Source organism: Streptomyces sp. NPDC029138, assembly GCF_055564375.1.
Genome location: NZ_JBVHWM010000059.1, coordinates 36,746 through 58,449, shown reverse-complemented (window position 1 = coordinate 58,449; position 21,704 = coordinate 36,746). Strand labels below are relative to the sequence as shown.

Annotated in this window: 20 protein-coding genes and 2 pseudogenes; 12 read left to right on the top strand and 10 right to left on the bottom strand. The window is 73.3% G+C overall.

Features of this window, described 5'->3' with window-relative positions; all coding sequences use genetic code 11:
• From ACZ4WH_RS33305 to ACZ4WH_RS33290, 4 genes and pseudogenes are all read left to right on the top strand, one after another.
• Window positions 1-310 (top strand): annotated as a pseudogene (locus tag ACZ4WH_RS33305) (hypothetical protein); the annotation flags it as partial.
• A 77-nt stretch (window positions 311-387) separates the two neighbouring features.
• The gene (locus ACZ4WH_RS33300; protein ID WP_468187881.1) at window positions 388-819 is read left to right on the top strand and encodes an arsenate reductase ArsC; all 432 of its coding nucleotides are present in this window, start codon (window positions 388-390) and stop codon (window positions 817-819) included.
• A gap of 72 nt (window positions 820-891) precedes the next feature.
• Window positions 892-1,836, top strand: a complete 945-nt coding sequence (sigJ, locus tag ACZ4WH_RS33295) for an RNA polymerase sigma factor SigJ (protein WP_468187859.1) — start codon at window positions 892-894, stop codon at window positions 1,834-1,836.
• Between the two features lie 137 nt (window positions 1,837-1,973).
• Window positions 1,974-3,167, top strand: a complete 1,194-nt coding sequence (locus ACZ4WH_RS33290) for an NAD(P)/FAD-dependent oxidoreductase (protein WP_468187857.1) — start codon at window positions 1,974-1,976, stop codon at window positions 3,165-3,167.
• 212 nt (window positions 3,168-3,379) lie between these two features.
• Here the strand turns inward: ACZ4WH_RS33290 and ACZ4WH_RS33285 are convergent, their stop codons facing one another.
• The 5 genes from ACZ4WH_RS33285 to ACZ4WH_RS33265 form a co-directional block, all read right to left on the bottom strand.
• A complete protein-coding gene (locus ACZ4WH_RS33285; protein ID WP_468187855.1) occupies window positions 3,380-3,853 on the bottom strand; it encodes a DUF5994 family protein in 474 nt (157 codons plus the stop codon).
• Between the two features lie 22 nt (window positions 3,854-3,875).
• Complete coding sequence (locus ACZ4WH_RS33280) at window positions 3,876-4,172, bottom strand: SCO5918 family protein (protein ID WP_468187853.1); 297 nt, start codon at window positions 4,170-4,172, stop codon at window positions 3,876-3,878.
• Window positions 4,173-4,260: 88 nt separating this feature from the next.
• The gene (locus tag ACZ4WH_RS33275) at window positions 4,261-5,733 is read right to left on the bottom strand and encodes a DEAD/DEAH box helicase (protein ID WP_468187851.1); all 1,473 of its coding nucleotides are present in this window, start codon (window positions 5,731-5,733) and stop codon (window positions 4,261-4,263) included.
• Window positions 5,734-6,155: 422 nt separating this feature from the next.
• On the bottom strand, window positions 6,156-6,359 hold the full coding sequence (locus ACZ4WH_RS33270; protein WP_007383480.1) for a cold-shock protein: 204 nt from the start codon (window positions 6,357-6,359) through the stop codon (window positions 6,156-6,158).
• A 229-nt stretch (window positions 6,360-6,588) separates the two neighbouring features.
• Window positions 6,589-6,927 (bottom strand): helix-turn-helix domain-containing protein, encoded by a 339-nt coding sequence (locus ACZ4WH_RS33265; protein WP_468187849.1) that lies wholly within the window; start codon window positions 6,925-6,927, stop codon window positions 6,589-6,591.
• A 402-nt stretch (window positions 6,928-7,329) separates the two neighbouring features.
• Here ACZ4WH_RS33265 and ACZ4WH_RS33260 point away from each other — a divergent pair, with 402 nt between their 5' ends.
• From ACZ4WH_RS33260 to ACZ4WH_RS33250, 3 genes are all read left to right on the top strand, one after another.
• On the top strand, window positions 7,330-8,028 hold the full coding sequence (locus ACZ4WH_RS33260) for a hypothetical protein (RefSeq protein ID WP_468187847.1): 699 nt from the start codon (window positions 7,330-7,332) through the stop codon (window positions 8,026-8,028).
• Between the two features lie 175 nt (window positions 8,029-8,203).
• Window positions 8,204-10,372 (top strand): hypothetical protein, encoded by a 2,169-nt coding sequence (locus ACZ4WH_RS33255; protein ID WP_468187846.1) that lies wholly within the window; start codon window positions 8,204-8,206, stop codon window positions 10,370-10,372.
• 5 nt (window positions 10,373-10,377) lie between these two features.
• Complete coding sequence (locus ACZ4WH_RS33250; RefSeq protein ID WP_468187844.1) at window positions 10,378-11,997, top strand: ABC transporter substrate-binding protein; 1,620 nt, start codon at window positions 10,378-10,380, stop codon at window positions 11,995-11,997.
• A gap of 28 nt (window positions 11,998-12,025) precedes the next feature.
• Here ACZ4WH_RS33250 and ACZ4WH_RS33245 read toward each other — a convergent pair whose 3' ends face one another.
• The 4 genes from ACZ4WH_RS33245 to ACZ4WH_RS33230 form a co-directional block, all read right to left on the bottom strand.
• Window positions 12,026-12,664, bottom strand: a complete 639-nt coding sequence (locus ACZ4WH_RS33245; protein ID WP_468187843.1) for a response regulator — start codon at window positions 12,662-12,664, stop codon at window positions 12,026-12,028.
• The gene (locus ACZ4WH_RS33240) at window positions 12,661-13,860 is read right to left on the bottom strand and encodes a sensor histidine kinase (RefSeq protein WP_468187841.1); all 1,200 of its coding nucleotides are present in this window, start codon (window positions 13,858-13,860) and stop codon (window positions 12,661-12,663) included. Before ACZ4WH_RS33240 ends, ACZ4WH_RS33245 begins: the two co-directional genes overlap by 4 nt.
• 5 nt (window positions 13,861-13,865) lie before the next feature.
• Window positions 13,866-16,067, bottom strand: coding sequence for an MMPL family transporter (locus ACZ4WH_RS33235; RefSeq protein WP_468187839.1), 2,202 nt, complete (start codon window positions 16,065-16,067; stop codon window positions 13,866-13,868).
• A 140-nt stretch (window positions 16,068-16,207) separates the two neighbouring features.
• A complete protein-coding gene (locus tag ACZ4WH_RS33230; protein WP_468187837.1) occupies window positions 16,208-16,639 on the bottom strand; it encodes a CBS domain-containing protein in 432 nt (143 codons plus the stop codon).
• Window positions 16,640-16,835: 196 nt separating this feature from the next.
• Between ACZ4WH_RS33230 and ACZ4WH_RS33225 the strand changes: the two genes are divergently transcribed.
• Window positions 16,836-17,591: a 4a-hydroxytetrahydrobiopterin dehydratase gene (locus tag ACZ4WH_RS33225; RefSeq protein WP_468187835.1), complete on the top strand. Its 756-nt coding sequence runs from the start codon at window positions 16,836-16,838 to the stop codon at window positions 17,589-17,591.
• A 4-nt stretch (window positions 17,592-17,595) separates the two neighbouring features.
• Here ACZ4WH_RS33225 and ACZ4WH_RS33220 read toward each other — a convergent pair whose 3' ends face one another.
• Window positions 17,596-18,021 (bottom strand): organic hydroperoxide resistance protein, encoded by a 426-nt coding sequence (locus ACZ4WH_RS33220; protein ID WP_468187833.1) that lies wholly within the window; start codon window positions 18,019-18,021, stop codon window positions 17,596-17,598.
• 211 nt (window positions 18,022-18,232) lie between these two features.
• Here ACZ4WH_RS33220 and ACZ4WH_RS33215 point away from each other — a divergent pair.
• The 4 genes and pseudogenes from ACZ4WH_RS33215 to ACZ4WH_RS33200 all read left to right on the top strand — a co-directional run.
• Window positions 18,233-18,787, top strand: a pseudogene (locus tag ACZ4WH_RS33215) (CGNR zinc finger domain-containing protein); the annotation flags it as partial.
• Between the two features lie 106 nt (window positions 18,788-18,893).
• Window positions 18,894-19,664, top strand: coding sequence for an SDR family NAD(P)-dependent oxidoreductase (locus ACZ4WH_RS33210; RefSeq protein WP_468187831.1), 771 nt, complete (start codon window positions 18,894-18,896; stop codon window positions 19,662-19,664).
• Between the two features lie 81 nt (window positions 19,665-19,745).
• On the top strand, window positions 19,746-20,312 hold the full coding sequence (locus tag ACZ4WH_RS33205) for a Chromate resistance protein ChrB (protein WP_468187829.1): 567 nt from the start codon (window positions 19,746-19,748) through the stop codon (window positions 20,310-20,312).
• Window positions 20,313-20,338: 26 nt separating this feature from the next.
• Complete coding sequence (locus ACZ4WH_RS33200) at window positions 20,339-21,499, top strand: MFS transporter (RefSeq protein WP_468187879.1); 1,161 nt, start codon at window positions 20,339-20,341, stop codon at window positions 21,497-21,499.
• Window positions 21,500-21,704 lie beyond the last annotated feature (205 nt).

The following is a 21,704-nucleotide window of genomic DNA, read 5'->3' as shown; positions in this document are numbered from 1 at the left end:
TGCCGGTGCCCCGGTCGTACGGGGCGATGTCCCGGGTGTGCAGGCCGAGGGCATGGTCGTACGGGGCGATGTCCCGGGTGTGCAGGCCGGTGCCCCAGTCATGCGCGGTGATGTCCCTGGCGTGCAGGCCGAGAGCATGGTCGTACGCGGTGATGTCCCGGACGTGCGCGCCGATGCCCCGGTCCTACGCGGTGATGTCCCGGACGTGCAGGCCGACGCCCCTGACGTGCGCGCCGACGCCCCGGTCCCGCAGGCCGATGTCCCGGCCCCGCGAGGTGAACGGGGGCTCGCCGTCCCCACCCTCCCCTGACCACCGCACCGTCCGCGAACACGGACACGGACACACCACCCATGAGCACCCCCGCCACCGTCCCGGAAGACACCACCATGAGCGCCCCCGCCCCCACCCCGGCCCGCCCCTCCGTCCTCTTCGTCTGTGTCCACAACGCCGGCCGCTCGCAGATGGCCGCCGCCTTCCTCACCCACCTCGCCGGGGACGCGGTCGAGGTGCGGTCGGCCGGGTCGGCCCCCGCCGACACGGTCAACCCGGCCGTCGTGGCGGCGATGCGCGAGGCGGGCGTCGACATCTCCGCCGAGACCCCGAAGCTCCTGACCACCGACGCGGTCCGGGCGTCCGACGTGGTGATCACCATGGGGTGCGGCGACACCTGCCCCGTCTTCCCCGGCAAGACGTACCTGGACTGGCAGTTGGACGATCCCGCCGGGCAGGGCGTCGACGCCGTACGCCCCATCCGCGACGAGATCGAACACCGCGTCCGCGGCCTGCTCGCCGACCTCGGAGTGGCGCCCCGCGCCTGACGGCCGCCGGGCCCGGGCCCGACGGCCGTGATCCCGCGGTCCGCGTGGGTCGTGGCGGCTAGGATCCCGGGCATGGCCCTGACCCTGAGCGACGTGGAGCGGTTCGAGGCGGCCAGGCCCCGGCTGGAGGCCATCGCCTATCGCCTGCTCGGCTCCGCGAGCGAGGCCGAGGACGCCGTGCAGGAGACGTTCCTGCGCTGGCAGGCCGCCGGCGCCGACCACATCGAGGTCCCCGAGGCCTGGCTGACGAAGGTGCTCACCAACCTCTGCCTCAACCAGCTCACCTCGGCCCGTGCGCGGCGCGAGACCTACGTGGGCCAGTGGCTGCCCGAGCCGCTGCTCGCCGGAGACCCGATGCTGGGCCCGGCCGACACGGCGGAACAGCGCGAATCGGTGTCGTACGCCGTTCTCACCCTGCTGGAGCGCCTGTCCCCGGGCGAGCGGGCGGTGTACGTGCTGCGGGAGGCCTTCGACTACCCGCACCGGGAGATCGCCGAGATCCTCGACATCAGCGAGGCCGCGAGCCAGCAGATCTTCCACCGTGCCAAGAAGCACGTCGCGGACGGCAAGGCCCGCACGGAGATCGACGAGGCCGCCGCCCGGCGGATCGTCGACGAGTTTCTCGCCGCCGCCACCAGCGGCCGGACCGAACCGCTGGTACGGCTGCTCACCCAGGACGCCATCTCGATCGGTGACGGCGGCGGCAGGGTCCCGGCCCGCACGAAGGCGTTCGAGGGCGCGCTCGCGGTCGCGAAGTTCATGCGCGGCCTGTTCAAGCCCGGCAAGGCCAAGCGGAACCTGGTCGGCGGCTCGCCCGGGGTCTACGCCACCACCGCCAACGGAGACCCGGCCGTCGTGGCGGTCCTCGACGGGCGGGTCATCGGCGTCATATGCCTGGAGGTCACCGCCGACGGCATCCGCGCGTTCCGCAGCCAGGCCAACCCGGACAAGCTCGAACGCGCGACCCGGCACTGGGCGGCCACCGACCACGGCGAACCCCTGCTCCACGCCTTCTGATCCCGGGCTCCACGCGTTCTGATCCCGGGCTCCACGCGTTCTGATCCCGATGTGATGTGCTTCACACCGCGTTCCTGTCAGGAAAGGGCGGGCCGCCCGGTTCAAGGGGCGAATCCGCGTCTGACAGGAGCCAGAGAATGCAGCACCGCATCGTCGTCCTCGGAGCCGGATACACCGGAGCCATCACCGCCGGGCGCCTCGCCAGGCGGCTGCGCCCCGAAGACGTAGCCATCACCCTCGTCAACGCCGAACCCGACTTCGTGGAGCGCGTCCGGTTGCACCAGCTCGCGACCGGCCAGGACCTCAGGCCCCGGCCCTTCAGCGAGATGTTCGCGGGCACCGGCGTGGAGCTGAGGCTCGCACGGGTCACCGGTGTCGACGTCGACCGCAGGACCGTCGCCGTCACCGACGCGAACGGCGCCCGGGAACTGGAGTACGACACCCTCGTGTACGCCCTCGGCAGCGGCTGGAACGACCAGGGCGTCCCCGGCGCGGCCGAGCACGCCCACGAGATCGCCGGGCGCGCCGGAGCGCTGCGGCTGCGCGAGCGCCTGGCCCGGCTGGAGGCCGGGCAGCCGGTGGTCGTGGTCGGCGGCGGCCTCACCGGTCTGGAGGCGGCGGCCGAGATCGCCGAGGCCCGCCCGGACCTCGATGTCACCCTCGCCGCTCGCGGCGGCCTCGGCGACTGGCTCTCCGACAAGGGCCGCGCCCACGTGCGCAAGGTCTTCGCCGGGCTCGGCGTCACGGTGCACGAGCACACCGCCGTCACCGCCGTCGCGGCCGACCACGTCACCACCGCCGACGGCGCCTTTGTCCCGGCCGCGGTCACCGTGTGGACCGCCGGTTTCGCCGTCCACCCGATCGCGCGGGCCACCAGCCTGGAGGTCACCGGCACCGGGCAGATCGTGGTCGACCGGACCATGCGCTCGGTCTCGCACCCGGACGTGTACGCCGTCGGGGACGCGGCCCTCGCGATGGGCCCAGGCGACAAGCCGCTGCGGATGTCGTGCGCCTCGGGCGTCCCCACCGCCTGGCAGGCCGCCGACGCCATCGCGGCGCGCCTGACCGGCGGCAGGCCCCCGAAGGTGCCGCTGCGCTACTTCAACCAGTGCATCTCGCTGGGTCGCAAGGAGGGCCTGATCCAGTACGTCACCGCCGACGACCGAGCGGTGCGGGCGGCCCTGACCGGGCGGATCGCCGCCGTCTACAAGGAACTGGTCTGCAAGGGCGCGGCCTGGGGCGTCGCCAACCCGCTCCTCGTCCCGGCCGCGCGGCGCCGCGTGGTGCGGGGCCGGAACGGCGCGGTGGCACCGGCGGACGCACCGGCCTGACCGGAGGTCCGCCGGACGCGCCACACCGGTTGTCGTCGGACAGTTCGCGGCGACAACCGGGCGGTGCGGGCCGTAGCGGCCTCGTCGGGCACGCGGCTCGTGGCCGAACCGTGTGCCCCACGGGACGCGGTGCGCGTATCCGGCCCGCTCCGGGTCCGGGTGCCACATCCCACGTCGCCCACACCCGCGAACCCTGATTCCCGGACCCCGATTCACGTGCCGTCGTCGAAGCCCGCTTCCGCGAGTGCCAGCATGTGCGCGGCGGTCAGGGCGTTCCCCGGGTCGGCGGCGGTGGCCAGCAGCCAGGTCGCCGCCGCGAGCGACGAGCCGGGCGGGACGACCAGTAGTTCGCGGCGGCCCACCGTGCCGTGGTCCAGGGCGATGGCATGCGCCTCGGCGTCCACGGCCGACAGGGCGACTTCGATCACGCGGCCGGGCACCCGGACCAGGTGCGGGGCGTCGGGCCAGGCGACGGCGTCCACGGTGACGTGCGTGACGGTGCCGAGGCCGGGGTGCAGGGAGCCGACCAGTGCCGGGAGTTCGAGTTCCAGCAGGTCGCAGCGCGGCCACCAGGCCCCGGTGAGGGGACCGCGGCCGACCCCCGGGGTGAGGGTCAGCCGGGCGGCCGGCATCCGGTAGGTACGGGGTCCGTCCGGGGAGACACCCTCGGCCGGCGTTCCGGTCACGTCCACCACGCGGACCGGGACGTCACCAGCCCCATGCGTCCTCGTCGGTCCGCGTGGCCGCGGCGGGTGCGGCCGGCGCGGCCGTGGGCGCGTCGTGGCAGGTGAAGCCGAGCCGGGTCAGGGCCCGGCGCATCTCGCCGGACGTGAAGTCGCGGCGATCCTGCTTGGTGATCACTTCCCCGACCTGCATGACGGGGTAGACACGGCGGCCGATGCTCACGGAGACGCCGGTGACCGGTTCGGGCGAGATACCGCTCATCGACTGCTCGACCTCGCTCTTGATCAGGTCGAAGGGGAAACGGGCGATGACACAGCGCATGGCGGACTCCACAGGGTTGGGGGGCAGACAGCGGAGGGATCGACCGTAGGCTCGCCCCGCACGCGGGGAGCGAATCCCGGTGCCTGGACTAGGAGTTGTTCCTGGGGGCGGAGCGACGGGCGCGGGGGACCGCACCACGGCCGGCGGCACGCCCCCGGCGTCCGCGCGCGGCGGTTCCCGTGCGCTCGCTCCGTTCGGCGACCGGCGCGGTGACCGTGACGGGCACGCCGGACGGGGTGCGGGCGCCGGTGATGCGGTGCAGTTCGGCCTCGCCCGGGCGGACCCGGACGGTGCGCGGAGTGATGCCGGCGTCGGCCATCAAGCGGTCCATCGCGCGGCGCTGGTGCGGCAGGACGAGGGTGACGACCGTGCCGGACTCGCCGGCGCGGGCGGTACGGCCGCCTCGGTGCAGATAGTCCTTGTGGTCCCCGGGCGGGTCGACGTTGACGACGAGGTCGAGGCCGTCGACGTGGATGCCGCGGGCGGCGACGTTGGTCGCCACCAGGACCGTGACGTGGCCGTCCTTGAACTGGGCGAGCGTCCGGTTGCGCTGCGGCTGGGACTTGCCGCCGTGCAGGGCCGAGGCGCGCACCCCGACGGACAGCAGGTGCTTGGCCATCCGGTCGACCGCGTGCTTGGTGTCCAGGAACATGATCACCCGGCCGTCGCGGGCGGCGATCTCGGTCGCGGCGGTGTGCTTGTCGGCGTCGTGCACGTGCAGCAGATGGTGCTCCATGGTGCTGACGGCACCGGCGGACGGGTCGACCGAGTGCACCACGGGGTCGTGGAGGTAGCGCCGTACCAGGAGGTCGATGTTGCGGTCCAGGGTGGCCGAGAACAGCAGCCGCTGGCCGCCGTCGGCGACCTGGTCGAGCAGGGCGGTCACCTGCGGCATGAAGCCCATGTCGGCCATCTGGTCGGCCTCGTCCAGAACGGTGACGGCGACCTGGTCCAGCCGGCAGTCGCCCCGCTCGATGAGGTCCTTGAGGCGGCCGGGTGTCGCGACGACGACCTCGGCGCCGCCGCGCAGCGCGCTCGCCTGACGGCCGATGGACATGCCGCCGACCACGGTGGCGAGCCGCAGCCGCAGGGCGCGGGCGTAGGGGGTGAGCGCGTCGGTGACCTGCTGGGCCAGTTCCCGGGTGGGGACGAGGACGAGGGCGAGCGGCTGCCGGGGCTGGGCCCGCTGTCCGTCCAGGCGGGCCAGCAGGGGCAGACCGAAGGCGAGCGTCTTGCCCGAGCCCGTGCGCCCACGGCCCAGGACGTCCCGGCCGGCCAGCGCGTTCGGCAGCGTGGCCGCCTGGATCGGGAAGGGTACGGTGACGCCTTCGGCGCCGAGCGCGGCCAGCAGTCGTGCGGGCATGTCCAGTTGGGCGAAGGTCTCGACCGCCGGCAGCGGTTCGGTGAGGGTGACCGGCAGGGCGAACTCCTGCCGGCCGGTGCCGGGGGGGGGGGGGGGGGGGGTGGGGGGTGGGGGGGTGGGGGGGGGGGGGGGGGGGGGGGGAGACCGCGCCCCCCCCCCCCCACATGCAGGCAGTTGGTGGGGGCCGCGGAGTGCCACGGGGAGGGGGCTGCGAAGCCGGGGGGAGGGTTCTGGGGAGGGGGCCCGCGCCCCCCCCCCCCCCCCCCCCGCCCCCCCCCCCCCCCCCCCCCCCGCTCCTGCGTCCGGTGACCGGACGGGGGCTCTGCCGGCCGGATTCCTGCGTCCGGGAGCGGCCGCCGCGCGTGCCGCCTGCCGTTCGGGTGGACGTCAGCTCTGCGCGGAAGCGACCTGAGTTGCCGCCGGTGCGACGGGTGCGGTTCATGAGGGAACCTTCCTCGATGCGGCGTATCGAGGAATTCCGCCCAGCGGCGATGGCCGCACGTGGATTCGCAAGAATGAGCCGACGGAAATGCGAAAAAAGCCGGGCCGGTGCCGGAAAGCAATGGGCTGGGGCCCGCACCACGAGAGCGCGGGCCCCAGCACCATGCTGTACGTCAGCGTCAGGCGGGAACGATGTTCTCGGCCTGCGGGCCCTTCTGGCCCTGCGTGACGTCGAAGGTAACCTTCTGGCCTTCCTGAAGCTCGCGGAAGCCGGAGGTGGCGATGTTCGAGTAGTGGGCGAACACGTCGGCGCCGCCGCCGTCCTGCTCAATGAAGCCGAAGCCCTTTTCCGCGTTGAACCACTTCACGGTGCCAGATGCCATATTGAATCTCCCTTGGGGGGCAGTGCCGGACTTCGCACTTTACGAAGCCGAGTCGCCGCGAGGATCACCCCTCCGGAAGAATCCGGAAAGCTCTGCAAAGAAAAGATCTCTGGCAACCAAAACTGCAACTGGTATCACGCTAACACAGGCAGGCCGGAAGACCCACGCGTTTTCGCGATCGACCAGGAATTCTCGTCCGGCTGCGCTCCGTATTTCTGTAGCGGCGGGTCTAGGTATCCGCGCCGCGCTCATCGAGCCTGCGGCGCATGTCCCGGTTCAGCCGGAGGGCGTCGTCCAGCTGGTCCTCCAGCGAGACGATGCGGCACGCGGCCTCGATGGGCGTGCCCTGGTCCACGAGTTCCCGGGCGCGGGCGGCGGTGCGCAACTGGCGGCGCGAGTACCGGCGGTGGCCGCCCTCCGACCGCAGCGGGGTGATCAGCTCGGCCTCGCCGATGGCCCGGAGGAACGCGGGGGTGGTGCCGAGTACGTCGGCGGCACGGCCCATCGTGTAGGCGGGGTAGTCGTCGTCGTCCAGGCTGCCTGCGGCAGGGGCGTTCTCGGCGGGCATGGCACCTTCGTCTCGGGGGCGCGGCGAGGAACCCGGGCATGCGCGGCACCCGTGCTCCGAGGCGTTCAGCACCCTCCGCCTCGTCCGACAACCCTAACTCCGGCGGCCGAGCAGATATGTCCTCGCCGGGACAGACTTTCTCGAGGCCCGCCCCGGCGGTCGACCGCCCCGCGCGTCGGCGTCCCGCCCCGGGTGGCGGAACCGGGCGGACGCGGGTGAGCGTGCCGCGGCCACCGCACGGTGAGCGGGCCGCGGCCACCGCCCTCGCGGGCCCTCCCGCGGACCTGCGCGGAGTACGGTGAAGGCGCCGAGGGTTCTTCGGGCGCCCGTCCCGCACGGTGCCGTTCTCGGTGCACGACGACGCCGGGCCGGTCCCGTCCGGACCGGGGCAGGACTCGCCTCATGACCGTGAACGTGCCCGACCGCGGAAGCCGGCAGGGGCCGTCGCCCCTGGAAGGGGAGTGCATCCGCCCGCTGTCCCGGTGGCAGATCGAGGACCGGCTGGAGGAGCTGGGCGACCTGTACGCGGAGACGTCCGGAGGCGGTCCCCGGGCCTGGAACGAGGACCGGAGGCTGTTCCTGCGGCGACTCGCGGCCGAGGCGCAGCGCCCCGGGTTCGCCCTGCTGGTCGCCGAGCGGAACGTGCTCAGCGAGCCGCCGGGGCCGGGTCGTACCACCGGAGCCGGGGACGTCACCCGCCGCCGGGAAGCCGTCGTGGTGACGGGATGCGGCTACGGCTTCCCGGTCCACGGGCACGGGCCCTGGTGGCGGGGGCTTGACGGGTACCTCCCGCCGGAGCTGCTCCGGCTCGCCGCCGCCGGGAGGCTCTTCGCGGTCTCCGGGCTCGTGGTCCACTCCGGGGTGCGCACCCGGAACCAGGGCCGTGACTGGAATCTCGCCCGGCGCTTCCAGCGCAGGCTGCTCGCCGATCACGCGGCCGGACTCGCCGGCCACCCGGCCGTGCTCGGCGTCACGCTGGCGGACCGGAGCGACACCGCGACCCGCCGCGCCCTGCGGTCCTGGGGCTGGCGCTCCGTCCCGGCCGGCTCCCGGGCCACGCCCCGCTCGGCGCGGTGGTGCGCCCTCGTCATCGGGCCGTGACGACCGGACGCCCCGCCCTTCTCCAGTCCGGCACGTCACACGATCACCACGCCCCCTTTCGCCAACTTCCTTCTGTGTAACGACCATTGTCCGAACGCGACTCTTCGTGTTCCACTAATCTCCTTCCGCCACAACGATCACCCGCTCCCGGGCGGCGAGCATCCATGAGGGATCCGTGTGTGAAGACCTGGGGTTCGAAAGGCTCCTCAGTGAGGAAGGCTTCTTCGCGCGTCTGCTCGGCCGGTCACCGTCGGGCGCGGGCCGTGAACCGTTGTACGGCCCCGACCTTCCCGTGGTGCTGCTCACCGGTGGCCCGGGCATGGGCAAGGCGCGGCTGCTGCGAGCGGTGCGGGACCGCTTCGCCCTGAAGGTGCCGGTGATCCATCTGGACTGCGGCTCGCCGGTGTACGCGGACCGGGCCGAGCCGGAGCCGGACGCCCGCTCGGCCGCGACCGAGGTCCTGTTGGAGGCCGCCGTGCGGCTGTCCACCTGGCAGGGGACGGGCGGCTCCTTCGCCTTTCCGCGTCTCTTCACGGGCCTCGCGATGATCGCGACCGGTGTCACGGAGGGGACGCCCGAAGCGGTCGCGACAGAGGTCGAGAGGTACGAGGAGTTACCCCAGCGGCAGCGCTTCCGCGGCCTGGGCACGGGCGACTTCTGGCGCGGTGTGCTCCGCGAGGCCATCCGCAACCTGCTGACCACCCTGGCCGGGCAGACGCTCGACCCGTACTCGGCGTCGGTGAGCAACGCGCTGCTGGACGCCCTGTTCGCGAGCCTGGGGCCCCGGGGCCGGGCCGAACTCGCGCGGCTCTACGGCGCCTATCCCGGCGCGGCCGGCCAGCCCGAGCACGGGCTGCGTGACCTCGCGACCGACTTCCAGGGCGGCGGAGAGGGACGGGAGGTGGCGGAGCGCTTCCTCTTCCGGGCGCTGCGCGAGGACCTGGAGGCGGCGTACGCGGGCGCGGTCGGCTGGCTGCGCCGGGTCGGCCGCCCGGCCCTGCTGCTGGACCACGCCGACTCGCCCCTCGGGGAGCAGCTGCTGCGTGCCGCGCTCGCCGACCGCCGGGACGGGCAGCGCGACCGCGTGGTGATCGTGGGCACCGCGCGCCGGGCGGACGGCGGGGCCTTCCTGTACGAGGGGCTGCCGCCGCACCAGGTGCCGGCCCCGGCGGAGTTCCGCCCCGCCGACGGCGTGCCGGCCACCTGGTCCCGGCGCGCGGACGAGGGACCGGTCCGGGCGCCGCTGGCCGACGGGGTGCTCCTGCTGCGGATGCCCTTTCTCACCGGCGACCAGCTGCGGAAGGAGACCGAGCGCAGGCAGCGGCGCGCGGGGCCGCAGGGCGGCACGAACCGCCGTCGTATCGACACCGCCGTGGCCCGGCTGAGCGGCGGGCGACCGCACACGGTGATCCGGCTGGCCGCCGCGTCCGCCGCCTTCCGGATGGCGGCGGACGACAACGACCGGGACATCCTGGACGCCCCGCTGCGGCACCCGGGCGACGGCAGCCCCGAGCGGCCCGTGGCGGACGTCCTGCTGGACGAGCTGGTCCTGGAGCAGCTGCCGGTGCGGTTGCCGGCCGAGCACCACGACCAGTGGCTCGATCTGCTCACCCATCTGTCGGTGGCGCACGACGAGGAGTGCGCGGACGTCCTGCTGCGCCACCACCAGTCCGGCCGCGTCCACCGCCTGACCGCGCATCAGGTCGCCCAGCTGCTCACCGACACCGGATGGCCCAGCTGCGAACGGCACTTCATCGGGGACTTCGGGCTGCGCCAGCTGCTGGTGCACCGGCTGTACCGGCTGCGCCCCGACGGCGCCGCCTGGTACGCCGACCACCACCTGCTGCGGGACCACTACGCCGTACGCATGGCGGACGGGGCCGCGCCGAGCGGCGGGGCGTTCCGGTCGGTCATGGCGCACCGGATGAACCACCACCTGGTGTCCGGAGGCGTGGACGACGTGGTGCGCCATCTGGCCGCCACACTGCCCGGCCGGCCCCAGGAGTGGTGCGCGGAGCTGCTGGAGATCGCCCAGGCGCCGTATCCGGGCGGGGCGGACGCCCGCCGACAGCGCGCCGAGGGCCTGGTGCCGGTGGACGGTCCGGCGCTGCGCCGCACGGTCGACCAGCTGCTGCACGCGGTGTGGCTGTGCGAGGAGCGGACCAGGCCGACCGGCAGGGAGACGGCCCGCACGCTGGCCAAGCTGCTGAACCTTCTCTCGATCATGGAGTTCGAGGGCGCCGGACAGCTCGGCAGGACGGCCACCGACTGGAGGGGCCTCGCGGAGAACGAGCAGCCGCTGCTGCGCTGTGCCTGCACCGAACAGCTCGGGCGAAGGAGATAACGGGGATGCCCAGGTGGAAGAAGATCCTCTATGCGCTCCTGGCCGTGGCGGCGGCCGTGGCGGTCGGCCTGTTCGGCTGGTCCCTGCTGATGAAACCGGACATGTGCGGCGACGGCGTCGAGCGGATCGGCGGCGAGTGCGTCGGCGTCAACGGCACGGGCTACGACTTCGGCACCCCGGAGATCCGCGCCGTCGCCCGGGCCATCGCCCAGGAGAACAAGAGGATCGAGGGCCGACCCCATGTGACGGTGGCGATGATGCTGCCGCTCCAGTCGGACCGGGCGGCGCTGCGGCGGCAGATGCGCAGCGACCTCCAGGGCGCGTACCTGGGACAGCTGAAGGCCAACGAGGGTGAGGGGGAGCCGCCGAAGATCCGGCTGGTGCTGGCCAACCCCGGGCGGGACTACCGGCAGCAGGCCAAGGTCGTGGACACCCTGCTGGACATGGCGGCCTCCGGCGAGGACCGGCTGCGCGCCGTCACCGGCTTCAACCTCAGCCTCGACGCCACGGAACAGGCCGTCGAACGCCTGACGGACCACGGGATACCGGTGCTCGCCTCCCGGATCAGCGGGGACCAGATAGCGAACGAGGACGGCGTGGACGGGATGGCGAAGCCGGAGTTCCCCGGTCTGGCCCGGATCATCCCCACCAACGGCGACGCGGCGCAGGCGCTGGCCGACTTCAACGGCGAACGGGGCCGGGAGAACCGTAAGACGGTCCTGGTCTACGACACCCGGCCGGACAACTACAACGAGTCGCTGGCGAAGGCGTTCAGCGGGATCGAGGAGAAGGGCGTGCCCGGCCCCGCCGCGATGCCCTTCCAGTCCCCGGCGATCGACGAGGAGGGCTCGACCGGCAACCAGTTCACCCAGATAGCCAACAACATCTGCGACTCCGAGGCCGACACCGTCTACTTCGCGGGCCGCACCCTCCACCTGCGGATCTTCGCGCTCAAACTCGCGCAGGTGGGCTGCGGGAACCGGCACTACACCGTCATCAGCGGCTCCGACGCGGCCTCGCTGCGGCAGGACATGAAGAAGAAGGACTGGGAGCGGCTGCGCGGCGCCGACGGCAGGGCGAAGGTGACCGTGCAGTACGCCGCGCCGGCGCACCCGGACGCCTGGAGCACCGAACTGACGGCCTGGAAGAAGAGGTGGGGCGCCTCGCACGACCGCGAACCCGCCCGGAACGAGCTGCCCCAGTACCTCACCGAGCCGAACGCGGCCCTGGACGGCTTGCGGGAGCTGATCGGGACCACGCGCCGCGAGGGGACGGACCTCGGCTCGGTCCCGGACCTGGAGGACTCCCGGACGATGCTCGTGTACGACGGCCTGGTCACCATCGGCACGGCACTGCACCAGACGCAGAGCGGCGGCGCCAAGCAGCTGCCCGGCCTGGAGGACGTGGGCAGGGAGTGGTCGCAGCTCCAGTCCCGGCACCGGGTGCGCGGCACGAGCGGGCTGATCTGCCTGACCAGCGGCGGGAACCCGTACGACAAGCCGGTCGCGGTGGTCGAACTGGACCCGGGCGCGGACGGCCGGGGCCGGCTGAAGTTCGTCGGGCTGGGCTGGCCGACGGGCCGGGAACAGCCGAAGAACTGCGTCATCCCCAGCCACACCCCGTGAACGGCTCCGGCGGCCCGTCCGCCAGGCCCTAGGGCCGCCGCAGGAGTCCCCGCTCCAGGGCCACCACCACCGCCCTCGTCCGGTCGTTCACGTCGAGCTTGGCGAACAGGCGCAGCAGATGCGTCTTCACCGTGGCCTCGGCGATCATCAGGCGTCTGCCGATCTCGGCGTTGGTGAGACCGTCCGCGACGGCGCCGAGTACGTCGGTCTCGCGCTCGGTCAGCGGGTCGTGCACGGGCCGCCGCATCCGCGCGACCAGCTTCTCGGCGACCCGGGGAGCGAGGACCGTCTCGCCGCGTGCCGCCGCGTGGATGGCGTCGACCAGCTGCTCACGGGTGGTGTCCTTGAGCAGATAGCCGATGGCACCGGCCTCCACCCCGCGCTCGATGTCCGCGTCGGTGTCGTACGTCGTCAGGATCAGCACCCGGGTCCGCGGATACCGGGCGACGATCTCCGTGGTCGTCGCCACCCCGTCGAGCACGGGCATCCGCAGATCGACCAGGGCCACGTCGGGGTCGTACCGCTCCACCAGGCCGAGCGCCGCGCGCCCGTCGCCCGCCTCGCCGACGATCTCGATGCTGTCCTCGGCGGCGAGCAGGGCGAGCACTCCGGCCCGCATGACGGTGTGGTCGTCCACCACGACGACGCGCAGTGCTCCCGTGCTCATGCCTCCACCTCGCCGGTCAGGGGGACCACCGCCAGGACGCGCGTCCCGTCGCCCACCGAACTCGTCACCGTGAGCCTCCCGCCCAGTTCCGCCAGACGCTTGCGCATGCCGTCGAGCCCGAAGCCCCGCGACTCCTCCACCACGAACCCGGCGCCGTCGTCGGTGATCTCCAGCTCCACACCGTACGGACGCCGGGCCAGCACCACCCCGACCGTGGACGCGCCGGCGTGCTTGCGCACATTGGCCAGGGACTCCTGGGTGCAGCGCAGCAGCGCGATCCGGGTCTGCTGGTCGCACTCCGGGTCCGCGAGGTCGGCGACCACGGTGAGCCCCGTGTCCTCCGCGAAGCGGTCCAGCGTACGGCGCAGGGTCCGCGCCACCGAGCCGGCCGCCACCCGGCCCGGACCCGGCTGCCGGGCCGAGCCGACCAGCTCCCGGGCCTCGGCCAGGTTCTCCCGGGCCGTGGACTCGATCGACCGCAACTGCTGGGCGCTGCGCGCCGGATCACCGGCCATGCCCTCCCGTGCCGCCTCCGCGAGCACGATGATCGACGCGAAGCCCTGCGCCAGCGTGTCGTGGATGTCCCGTGCGATGCGTTCCCGTTCGTCCGCCGCGCCCTGACGCTGGTGCGCCTCCGACAGCTGCGCCTGCGTCCGCTCCAACTCCTCGATGAGGCGGGCCCGTTCGCTGCTCTGCGCGACGACCGAGTGCGCCCACAGGCCGATCAGCACGCCCACCGCGACCACGATCAGGGTGGAGACGACCGTCTCGCCGAAGAACTCCGCCGACCAGCCCTGCCGGACCAGGGCCCCGGCCAGCGTCGATCCGGTGGCCAGTGCGAGGAAGACCATCGAGACCCGTGGCGTGCGCCCGAACATCCAGTAGTGCGGCAGCGTCACCATGAACAGCGCCGCGTAGCTGCTGCCGAGATACGCCAGCCCGCCGAGGGCGAGCACGAGCACCGAGAGGTAGACGTGCGGACGGACGACGGGATTCCCGGGGAAACGGTCGAGCGCCGCGTAGCACAGCACCACGCAGGTGAGCAGCCCGAGCGCCTGGTACGCGCTCCCGCCGGGCGGGGCCGTCGCCACCAGCCCGACGGCCATCGCCCCGAACAGCGCCCAGCACACCGTGTTCCACCGGCGCAGCGACGTGGCCCAGAAGGCGCCGGACGAGGGATCGGCGAGAGCGGTCATACCGATCAACGTACGTCGACCACCGCTCGCCCGTCCGCCGGATGCGCCGGGGCCTCGGCCCCGCGCCCCGCCGCCCGCGCGGGCCACCAACTCGCCTCCCCGAGCAGCAGCATCGCCGCCGGCAGGACCATGATCCGGACGATGAACGCGTCGAGCAGCACGGCGACCGCGAGGACGAAGCCGATCTGCTTCATCTCGATGATGTGCAGGAAGACGAAACTCACGAAGACGGTCGTCATCACCACCGCCGCGCTGGTCACCACGCTCGCCGACCTGCGGATGCCGTCCAGCACGGCCTGCCGCGTGGACGCGCCCGCGAGCACGGCCTCCCTGATCCGGCTCACCACGAACACCTGGTAGTCCATCGAGAGTCCGAAGAGGATCACGAAGAGGAACAGCGGTACGCGCGACCCGATCGATCCGGTGGAGTGGAAGTCCAGCACCCCCTCGGCCCACGTCCCCTGGAAGACGAGGACGAGCAGCCCGAGCGAGGCCGCCGCGGACAGCAGATTCAGTACGACACCGATCAGGGCCAGCACCAGCGAGCGGAACGCGTACGCGGTCATCGCGAACGTCACGAGCAGCAACGCGCCGAGGACCAGCGGGAGTTTGCCGTTCTGATGGGCGGGATAGTCGGTGTACCGGGCCACGTCACCGCTCACCGCGAACTCCGCCCCGCCGGCCCGGCCGACGGTCGCGGGCAGGTACGTCTCGCGGAGACGGCCGAGGGAGTCGTACGCCTGCTCGGAGTTGCCCAGGTACGGCACCCTCAGCTCCAGCACGCTGATCCGGTGGTCGGCCGAGGTCCGGACCGGTGAGGCGCCGCTGAACAGCGGGTCGGCGTCGGCGCGCCGGGCCAGCTCGCGCAGCGCCCCGGCGACCTCGCCGGAGCGCGCGGCGTCGGCGCGTACGACGACCTGGTGCGTGACCCGCTGCTCCGGGAACGCCTCGTTGAGGCGGTCGTAGACCCGCATGGCCGGGATGTCCCGGGAGTGCGTGTCCCGGCTCATCTCCGTGATCCTCAGCCCGGCCAGCGGGGTGGCCAGCGCGAGCAGGGCGAGGACGGACACGCACAGGGTGGCCAGCGGGTGCCTGCGCGCCGGCCGCAGCAGGGCGTTCCACACCCGGCCGCCGCTGTCGCCACCGCGCGTCCGGCGCGGTGGCTTCCCGCGCTCGGCCCGGCGCAGCGCCCCGCGCTCGGCTCGCTGCCCGAGCTTCACCAGGAGCGCCGGCAGCGCCGTCAGCGAACTGGCCACCGCGACCAGGACGACCACGATCGTGCCGGTGGCCAGCGAGGAGAAGATGACGTCGGAGGCGAGGTACAGCGTCGCGGTGGACGCCACGACCGCGAGCCCGGAGACCACGACCGCCCGGCCCGAGGTCGCCGCGGCCAGTTCCACCAGCGCCTCCGCGCTCAGCCGGCCGGCCGCGCGGGCGCGCTCCTCGCGCTCCCGTTTCAGATAGAAGAGGGTGTAGTCGACGCCGACCGCGAGGCCGATCATCAGGATGACGTTCGTGCCGACCCCGGCGTCGGGGGAGAGGTGCGAGGCCACCATCGACAGCCCGACGGCCGCCGCGATCGACGACAGCGCGAGCAGCAGCGGCACCCCCGCCATGGTCACGGACCCGAAGACGACCAGCAGGGTGATCAGGGTGACGGGAAGGGTGATCTTCTCGGAGAGCGCCAGATCATGACCGCGCTGCTCGTCCACGCCCTTGCTGATGGAGGGACTCCCGGTCTCTTCGAGGAGCAGCCCGGGATGTGCCTTCCCCACCGCCTCCGTCTGCGCGACCAGCGCGTCGACCTTGTCCTTGGCGTCCCGCTCCTCGCCCTTCAGGGCCACCGCGACCATGAGGACCCGGCGGTCCCCGGACCACACCGGATCGGCCACGTCCGCGACCTGGGGCAGCCGCGCCATCCGCGAGGTCAGCTCCTCGGCGGCGCTCCGGGCCGCCGCCCGGTCGAGAGAACCCGACCGTGCCGAGATCAGCACCTGCTCGGTCGAGAGCCGTTCCAGATGCCCCTCGGCGGCCATCGCCTCCGCCCGCCCGGCCTCCCCGACCCGGTAGTCGGCCGTCGTCGCGCTGTGCGTGCCGACGGCACCACCGACCCCCAGGCACACCCCCACGAACACGAGCCAGCCGACAACGGCCCACCAGGGGTGCCGAGCGCTCCAACGCGCCATCCGTACGGTGAGTGAATTCATACGGAAAGGCTCGCTGGCGGGCCGAACCGGCGGACAGAGGTACCCGGTTGAACTTCCCGTCCACCGATCGGTGGACGGGGTGCGCGCTCACCCCGTCCCCGGACCGGGTGGCCGACCCGGGGACGAGGTCGCCGACCTGGCTAGGTGTTGGGCTCCGCCGCGCTGATATCGCTCAGCGCCGAGTCGGGGTCGCGCTCGACGGCCAGGTCGCCCAGGGAGATGATGCCGACCACGCAGTCCCGGTCGGGATCGACCACCGGCAGGCGGCGCACCGCCTTCTCCCGCATGAGACCGACCGCGCGGTCGACCGGGTCGTCCGGGGTGACCGTGGTCAGGTCGGTGCTGCACGCCTCCTGTACGCGCACGCTGCTGACGTCGCCGCCCTCCGCGAGGATGCGCACGGTGAGGTCCCGGTCGGTGACCAGGCCACGCGGGTGGCCGTCCTCCGTCACCACGACCGCGCCGATGTCCTCGTCGCGCATGCGGCGGGCGACGTCGGCGACGTAGGCCTGTGGGCTGACCTCGACCGGCGGCGCGGTCATCACGTCTCGCACCATCTGTGCTGTCGCCATGGCAGAACCTCCCGAATTCGTGTCTCGTCGTGTCGGCTCTCGCCGTGTCGGTGCGTTAGCCGGACTACCACGAATACGGCGATCCATGTGTGCTTCGGGATGATATGTGGGGCGGTGTACGCATCCGCCTCCCCGGGCACCCGTCACCCACTCCCACCCCTCGGGCAACACTCCGACCGCACCAGCGGGAGGCAGCATGATCAGCCATCAGCATCTGGTGGAAGAGGTGGCCTCACGGGCCCGTCTCGGCGACACGGAGGCCGCCGACGCCGCCGTTCACCTCGTCCTCGCGGCGCTCAGCAGTCGCCTCGACCCACCGTGCCGGGAGCATCTGCGGCAGGCCGTACCGCCCCATGAACGCGGTGCGCTGGAACTGGGTGCGCTGCGGCACGGCCGGGACGCTGCGCGCGGCGATGACGCGCCGCAGGGCTCGGCCGACCGGCTCGACGAGTTGCTGGCCGACGTGGCCCGGCCCGTGGATGCCACCCCGGAGCAGGCGCTGTTCCTGGCGCGCACGGTGGTCTCCCGGATCACGGCCGAGGACACCGGCCTGGAGGTGGACCTGCGCGGCGCCCTTCCGGACGAGTTCGGGCCGCTGTTCACCGAACCCGACGCACTGCCGGAGCGGTCGAACCGCGCCACGGACGTCCCGGCCCCGCTCACCGAGGAGGAGGTCGCCGCGGAGCTGCGGCGACGCCCGGGCTGGACCGGCGGCACCGAGGCACTGTCCCGCACGGTCGCGCTGCCCGCCGACCGCGTTCAACAGCTGGTGACCCAGGTCGAGCGGGCCGCCGGCGACCTCGGCGGCCGGGTGGGGGTGGAGCGGACCGGCGAGGGGGTGCGCTTCACCCTCCGGACCCGGTCGATACGGGCCGTGACCCCACGCGACCTCGACCTCGCCGACCGCATCGACGAGGCGATCTCGGCGATCGGGGGCGGCTCCGCCCGCTGAGGGCTCAGACGGCGGTCGCGTTGACGACGACCGGGATGTTGTCGCGCGTCGCCTTGGAGTAGGGGCAGATCCGGTGCGCGGCGGCGCCCAGTTCCGTCGCGGTCTCCTGGTCGACGCCGCCGAGTTCGAGGTTGAGGACGGCGGCCAGGCCGAACTCGCCGTCGTCGCCGTGGTGCAGGGTGATCTCGGCGGTGATGGCGGTGCTCGTCGGCCTGACCTTGCGCTCGGCGGCGGCCCGGCGCACGGCACCGAGGAAACACGCCGCCCAGCCCGCCGCGAACAACTGCTCGGGATTGGTGGCGTTGCCGGCGCCGCCCAGCTCCTTCGGTACGGCCAGCGTGGTCTGGAGAAGTCCGTCCTCGGACCGGACGCGGCCGCCGTTGCGGCCCTCTCCGTCGACGTTCACGACGGCGGTGTAGCTGACTGCCATGACTGCTCTCCCTCTCGTGCACCGGACCACCCGACGGGACACCTCGTGCGTCACCGGTTCAGGCGGTGACTGAATGTTTGCAGGGCTACTCGTCACCAGTCAAGGGGGTGACGCGCGATGAGTAAGTGGGCTGGACGGGGGCCAGGAAGTGAGCGTGAGCCGGGGCCGAGGCTGGGTTGCCCGGAGATTCGTCACCGGTCAGAATGGTGATGTGCGTCTCGATCACGTCTTCGTCTGCGGAAACCCGGCCCTCGACTTCGCCGCGACGCTCCGGGCGCGCCGTTCCGTGCGCTTCGAGATGTTCGCGACGCCGGACAGGCTGAACGCGTGGTACGTGGAGGCCGGCCTCGTGGACGCGGTCTCCCCGAGTCGGGAGGCCGACGTCGAGCAGGCGACGGCTGTACGGGAGGCCATTTACGAGCTGGTCACCGCCCGGCGGTTCGGGGAGGAGTACGACCGGGCGGCGCTGACCGTGCTGAACGACGCGGCACGCAAGCCGTCCGCGGTGCCGCAGCTCACTCCGTCGGGGCGCTGGACGCAGGCGACGCCGGAGGAAGCCCTCTCCATGGTGGCGCGCCGCGCCGTCGAGCTGCTGAGCGGGCCGGACGTGCCCCTGCTCAAGGAGTGCGGCAACCCGGAGTGCACCCGGGTCTACATCGACCGTTCGCGGGGCATGCGCCGGCAGTGGTGCGGGATGGAGTCCTGCGGCAACAAGATCAAGGCGGCCGCGTACCGCGCCCGCAAGAGGACCACGCCCACGGCGACCACCTTATCTCGCTGGGCCCCTGCGGCCGGCCGCGGTTTCTGGACTTGCAGGTCCATTTTCTGCGGCGCACAGTGGCCGCACACCGCGAGACAAGGGAGAGCGCGCCATGAGTGGACGGCTGCGGGACAAGACAGCGCTGGTCACGGGATCGACCAGCAACATCGGGCAGGCGATCGCCGAGGCGTTCGCCGCCGAGGGGGCGCACGTCATCGTGTCCGGGCGGAACGGGGAACGCGGGACACGGGTCGTCGAAGGAATCCGCGCGTCCGGCGGCCGGGCCGACTTCCTGGCGGCGGACCTCGACGGCAGCGCCGAGGCCTCCCAGGACCTCGCCGCCCGGGCCCGCGAGACCCTGGGCGGGCGGATCGACATCCTCGTGAACAACGCGGGCATCTACCCGGCCCCCGGCACCACCACCACCGACGAGAAGACGTTCGACAAGGTCTACGCGGTGAACGTCAAGGCGCCGTTCTTCCTCACGGCGGCCGTCGTCCCGGGCATGACGGACTCCGGTGGCGGCGTGATCATCAACCTCGGCTCGTGGATCACACGCCTGGGCGTTCCTCTCGGCGCGCTCTACAGTTCCACCAAGGGAGCCATGGAGACGCTCACACGGGCGTGGGCCGCGGAGTTCGGCCCGCTGGGCGTGCGGGTGAACGCCATCTCCCCGGGCGTGATCCTGCCCCCGGCGCCGGAGGGCGCCGAGCCCCATCCCGGAGAGATCATGATGAAGGGCACACCGGCCGGCGGCGTCGGCACGCCGGACGCCATCGCGCACGCCGCGGTCTGGCTGGCCGGCGACGAGTCGGCCTTCGTCCACGGAACCGTGGTGGACGTCGACGGGGGCAGGACCGGGGTCGCCGTCATCGCCGCTTAGGGGGCGGGCCCGCCGCTCGCCTCCGACCGCCGCGCATCGCGGGGTACAGGCGACGGTGTCACGCTCGCTACATTCACCCTCGTGTCGCCCACAGAACCGGAGAGCCGCCGGCTCGTCCTCGTGCTCGAGATCCCCGCGGAGCCGACCCGGCACCGGGTCGCGGTCTGGCGGGAGTCGCGCAAGGCCGGCGCGCTCCCCCACGGGCAGGGCGTCCGGGCCGTACCGGACGTGCCGGTCTTCGCCGACGGCGTCGGCCGGGCGGTCGCACCCACGGAGCAGGCCGCTGGGCAGGCCGTGATCCTGAACGCCACCGGGCGCGGTGCCGAGGACGCGGCCGGCTTCCAGGCCCTGTTCACCGCCGCCCGGTCCGCGGACCGGGCGGAACTCCTCGCCGGCTGCGGCACGTTCGAGGAGGAACTGGCCGAGGAGATCCGCATCGGCGAGTTCACCCTGGCCGAGCTGGAGGAAGAGGAGCAGTCGCTGGAGCGGCTGCGGCGCCGGCACCGCGACCTGACCGCGCGGGACGTGTGCGCCGCCCCGGAGGCGGCCGACGCCGGCCGGCGGCCCAAACGGTGCGTCGCGGCCTGCGAGGACTACGCCGAGCGGGTCCTCGCCACGCTCCGCCAGGCCCCCGAGGGGGAGCGGTGACCGCGCGGGCGGCGCCCGCCCGGCAGATGTGGCCGCTGTACGCGGCCGGGTTCACCACCGCCTTCGGCGCGCACGGCATCGCCGCGACCCTCGGCAGCAACGCCGACGACGCGGTCACCTCGCTCCTCGTCCTCGGCGGACTCCTCGCCCTCTACGACGGCGCCGAGGTGCTCCTCAAGCCGCTGTTCGGCGCCCTCGCCGACCGCGTCGGCGCCCGGCCCGTGCTGCTCGGCGGGCTCGCCGCCTTCGCCGCCGCGTCCGCGCTGTACGTCGTCGCGGACAGCCCCGGCTGGCTCTGGGCCGCCCGGCTCGGGCAGGGAGCCGCGGCCTCCGCCTTCTCACCGTCCGCCTCCGCGCTGGTCGCCCGGCTCAACCCGGCGGCGAAACACGGCCGCGCGTTCGGAAGTTACGGCTTCTACAAGTCCATCGGCTACACCCTCGGCCCGCTGCTCGGCGGCGTCCTGGTGTGGGCCGGGGGACTGCGGCTGCTGTTCGCCGTACTGGCGGTCCTCGGCGCGGCGGTCGCCGTCTGGGCCGCGCTCGCCGTCCCCGCCGTACCCCCGCTGCCCAGGACCCGGCAGACGGTCCTCGACCTGGCCCTCAGGCTGGCCGACCCGTCCTTCCTCGCCCCCACGGCCGCACTCGCCGCGGCGACCGCTGCCCTGTCGGTCGGCGTCGGCTTCCTCCCGGTCTCCGGACGCGCCGCCGGGCTGGGCGCGGTCGCGACCGGCGCGGCGGTGTCGGTGCTCGCCGGGTGCGCCGCGGTCGTCCAGCCGCGCGCCGGACGCGCCCTGGACGACGGGCGCCTCACCACGCGGTCCGGTCTGACCTCGGGGCTGCTGGTCACCGCCGCCGGGCTGGCCTGCGCGATGCTGCCGGGCCTGCCGGGCGTGCTCGCCGGCGCCGCCCTGATCGGCGTTGGCACCGGCCTGATCACCCCGCTCGGCTTCGCCGCGCTGGCCGCGCGCACGCCCACGGAGCGCCTCGGCCAGACCATGGGCGCCGCCGAACTCGGCCGGGAACTCGGCGACGCGGGCGGGCCCCTCCTCGTCGCCGCCGTCGCCTCCTCCGCCACGCTCACCTACGGCTTCGGGGCGCTCGCGGCGCTGGTCGGGGCGGGCGCCGTGGTCTCGCTGGCGCACCGTCGCCCGGTGCGGACGGTGCCCCGGCCCGGGACGGAACGGTGAGTCGGTCGCTCGGCCCTCCCGGCCGTCGTACGGGGCGAGTTCCCGTACGCGGGTGAGGAACCCGGTGGACGCGCCCTGCGCTCCTCGGGTACCCGGTGCATGCGCCTGTCCGGGCCGCTGCGCCCATGGTCAGGAGGGGTCACCGCCGCAACGGGGCATACGGAAGATCAGGCGCCGACGACACCAGGCGACGCACACGCGCGGC

Bases quoted from the DNA above. Each gene is read 5' to 3' on its own strand.
- ACZ4WH_RS33210 (WP_468187831.1), top strand. From the start codon at position 18,894: ATGAGTGGACGGCTGCGGGACAAGACAGCGCTGGTCACGGGATCGACC.
- ACZ4WH_RS33300 (WP_468187881.1), top strand. From the start codon at position 388: ATGAGCGCCCCCGCCCCCACCCCGGCCCGCCCCTCCGTCCTCTTCGTC.
- ACZ4WH_RS33265 (WP_468187849.1), bottom strand. From the start codon at position 6,927: ATGCCCGCCGAGAACGCCCCTGCCGCAGGCAGCCTGGACGACGACGAC.
- ACZ4WH_RS33260 (WP_468187847.1), top strand. From the start codon at position 7,330: ATGACCGTGAACGTGCCCGACCGCGGAAGCCGGCAGGGGCCGTCGCCC.
- ACZ4WH_RS33220 (WP_468187833.1), bottom strand. From the start codon at position 18,021: ATGGCAGTCAGCTACACCGCCGTCGTGAACGTCGACGGAGAGGGCCGC.
- ACZ4WH_RS33230 (WP_468187837.1), bottom strand. From the start codon at position 16,639: ATGGCGACAGCACAGATGGTGCGAGACGTGATGACCGCGCCGCCGGTC.
- ACZ4WH_RS33235 (WP_468187839.1), bottom strand. From the start codon at position 16,067: ATGAATTCACTCACCGTACGGATGGCGCGTTGGAGCGCTCGGCACCCC.
- ACZ4WH_RS33290 (WP_468187857.1), top strand. From the start codon at position 1,974: ATGCAGCACCGCATCGTCGTCCTCGGAGCCGGATACACCGGAGCCATC.
- ACZ4WH_RS33280 (WP_468187853.1), bottom strand. From the start codon at position 4,172: ATGCGCTGTGTCATCGCCCGTTTCCCCTTCGACCTGATCAAGAGCGAG.
- ACZ4WH_RS33240 (WP_468187841.1), bottom strand. From the start codon at position 13,860: ATGACCGCTCTCGCCGATCCCTCGTCCGGCGCCTTCTGGGCCACGTCG.
- ACZ4WH_RS33225 (WP_468187835.1), top strand. From the start codon at position 16,836: ATGATCAGCCATCAGCATCTGGTGGAAGAGGTGGCCTCACGGGCCCGT.
- ACZ4WH_RS33270 (WP_007383480.1), bottom strand. From the start codon at position 6,359: ATGGCATCTGGCACCGTGAAGTGGTTCAACGCGGAAAAGGGCTTCGGC.
- sigJ (WP_468187859.1), top strand. From the start codon at position 892: ATGGCCCTGACCCTGAGCGACGTGGAGCGGTTCGAGGCGGCCAGGCCC.
- ACZ4WH_RS33245 (WP_468187843.1), bottom strand. From the start codon at position 12,664: ATGAGCACGGGAGCACTGCGCGTCGTCGTGGTGGACGACCACACCGTC.
- ACZ4WH_RS33250 (WP_468187844.1), top strand. From the start codon at position 10,378: ATGCCCAGGTGGAAGAAGATCCTCTATGCGCTCCTGGCCGTGGCGGCG.
- ACZ4WH_RS33200 (WP_468187879.1), top strand. From the start codon at position 20,339: ATGTGGCCGCTGTACGCGGCCGGGTTCACCACCGCCTTCGGCGCGCAC.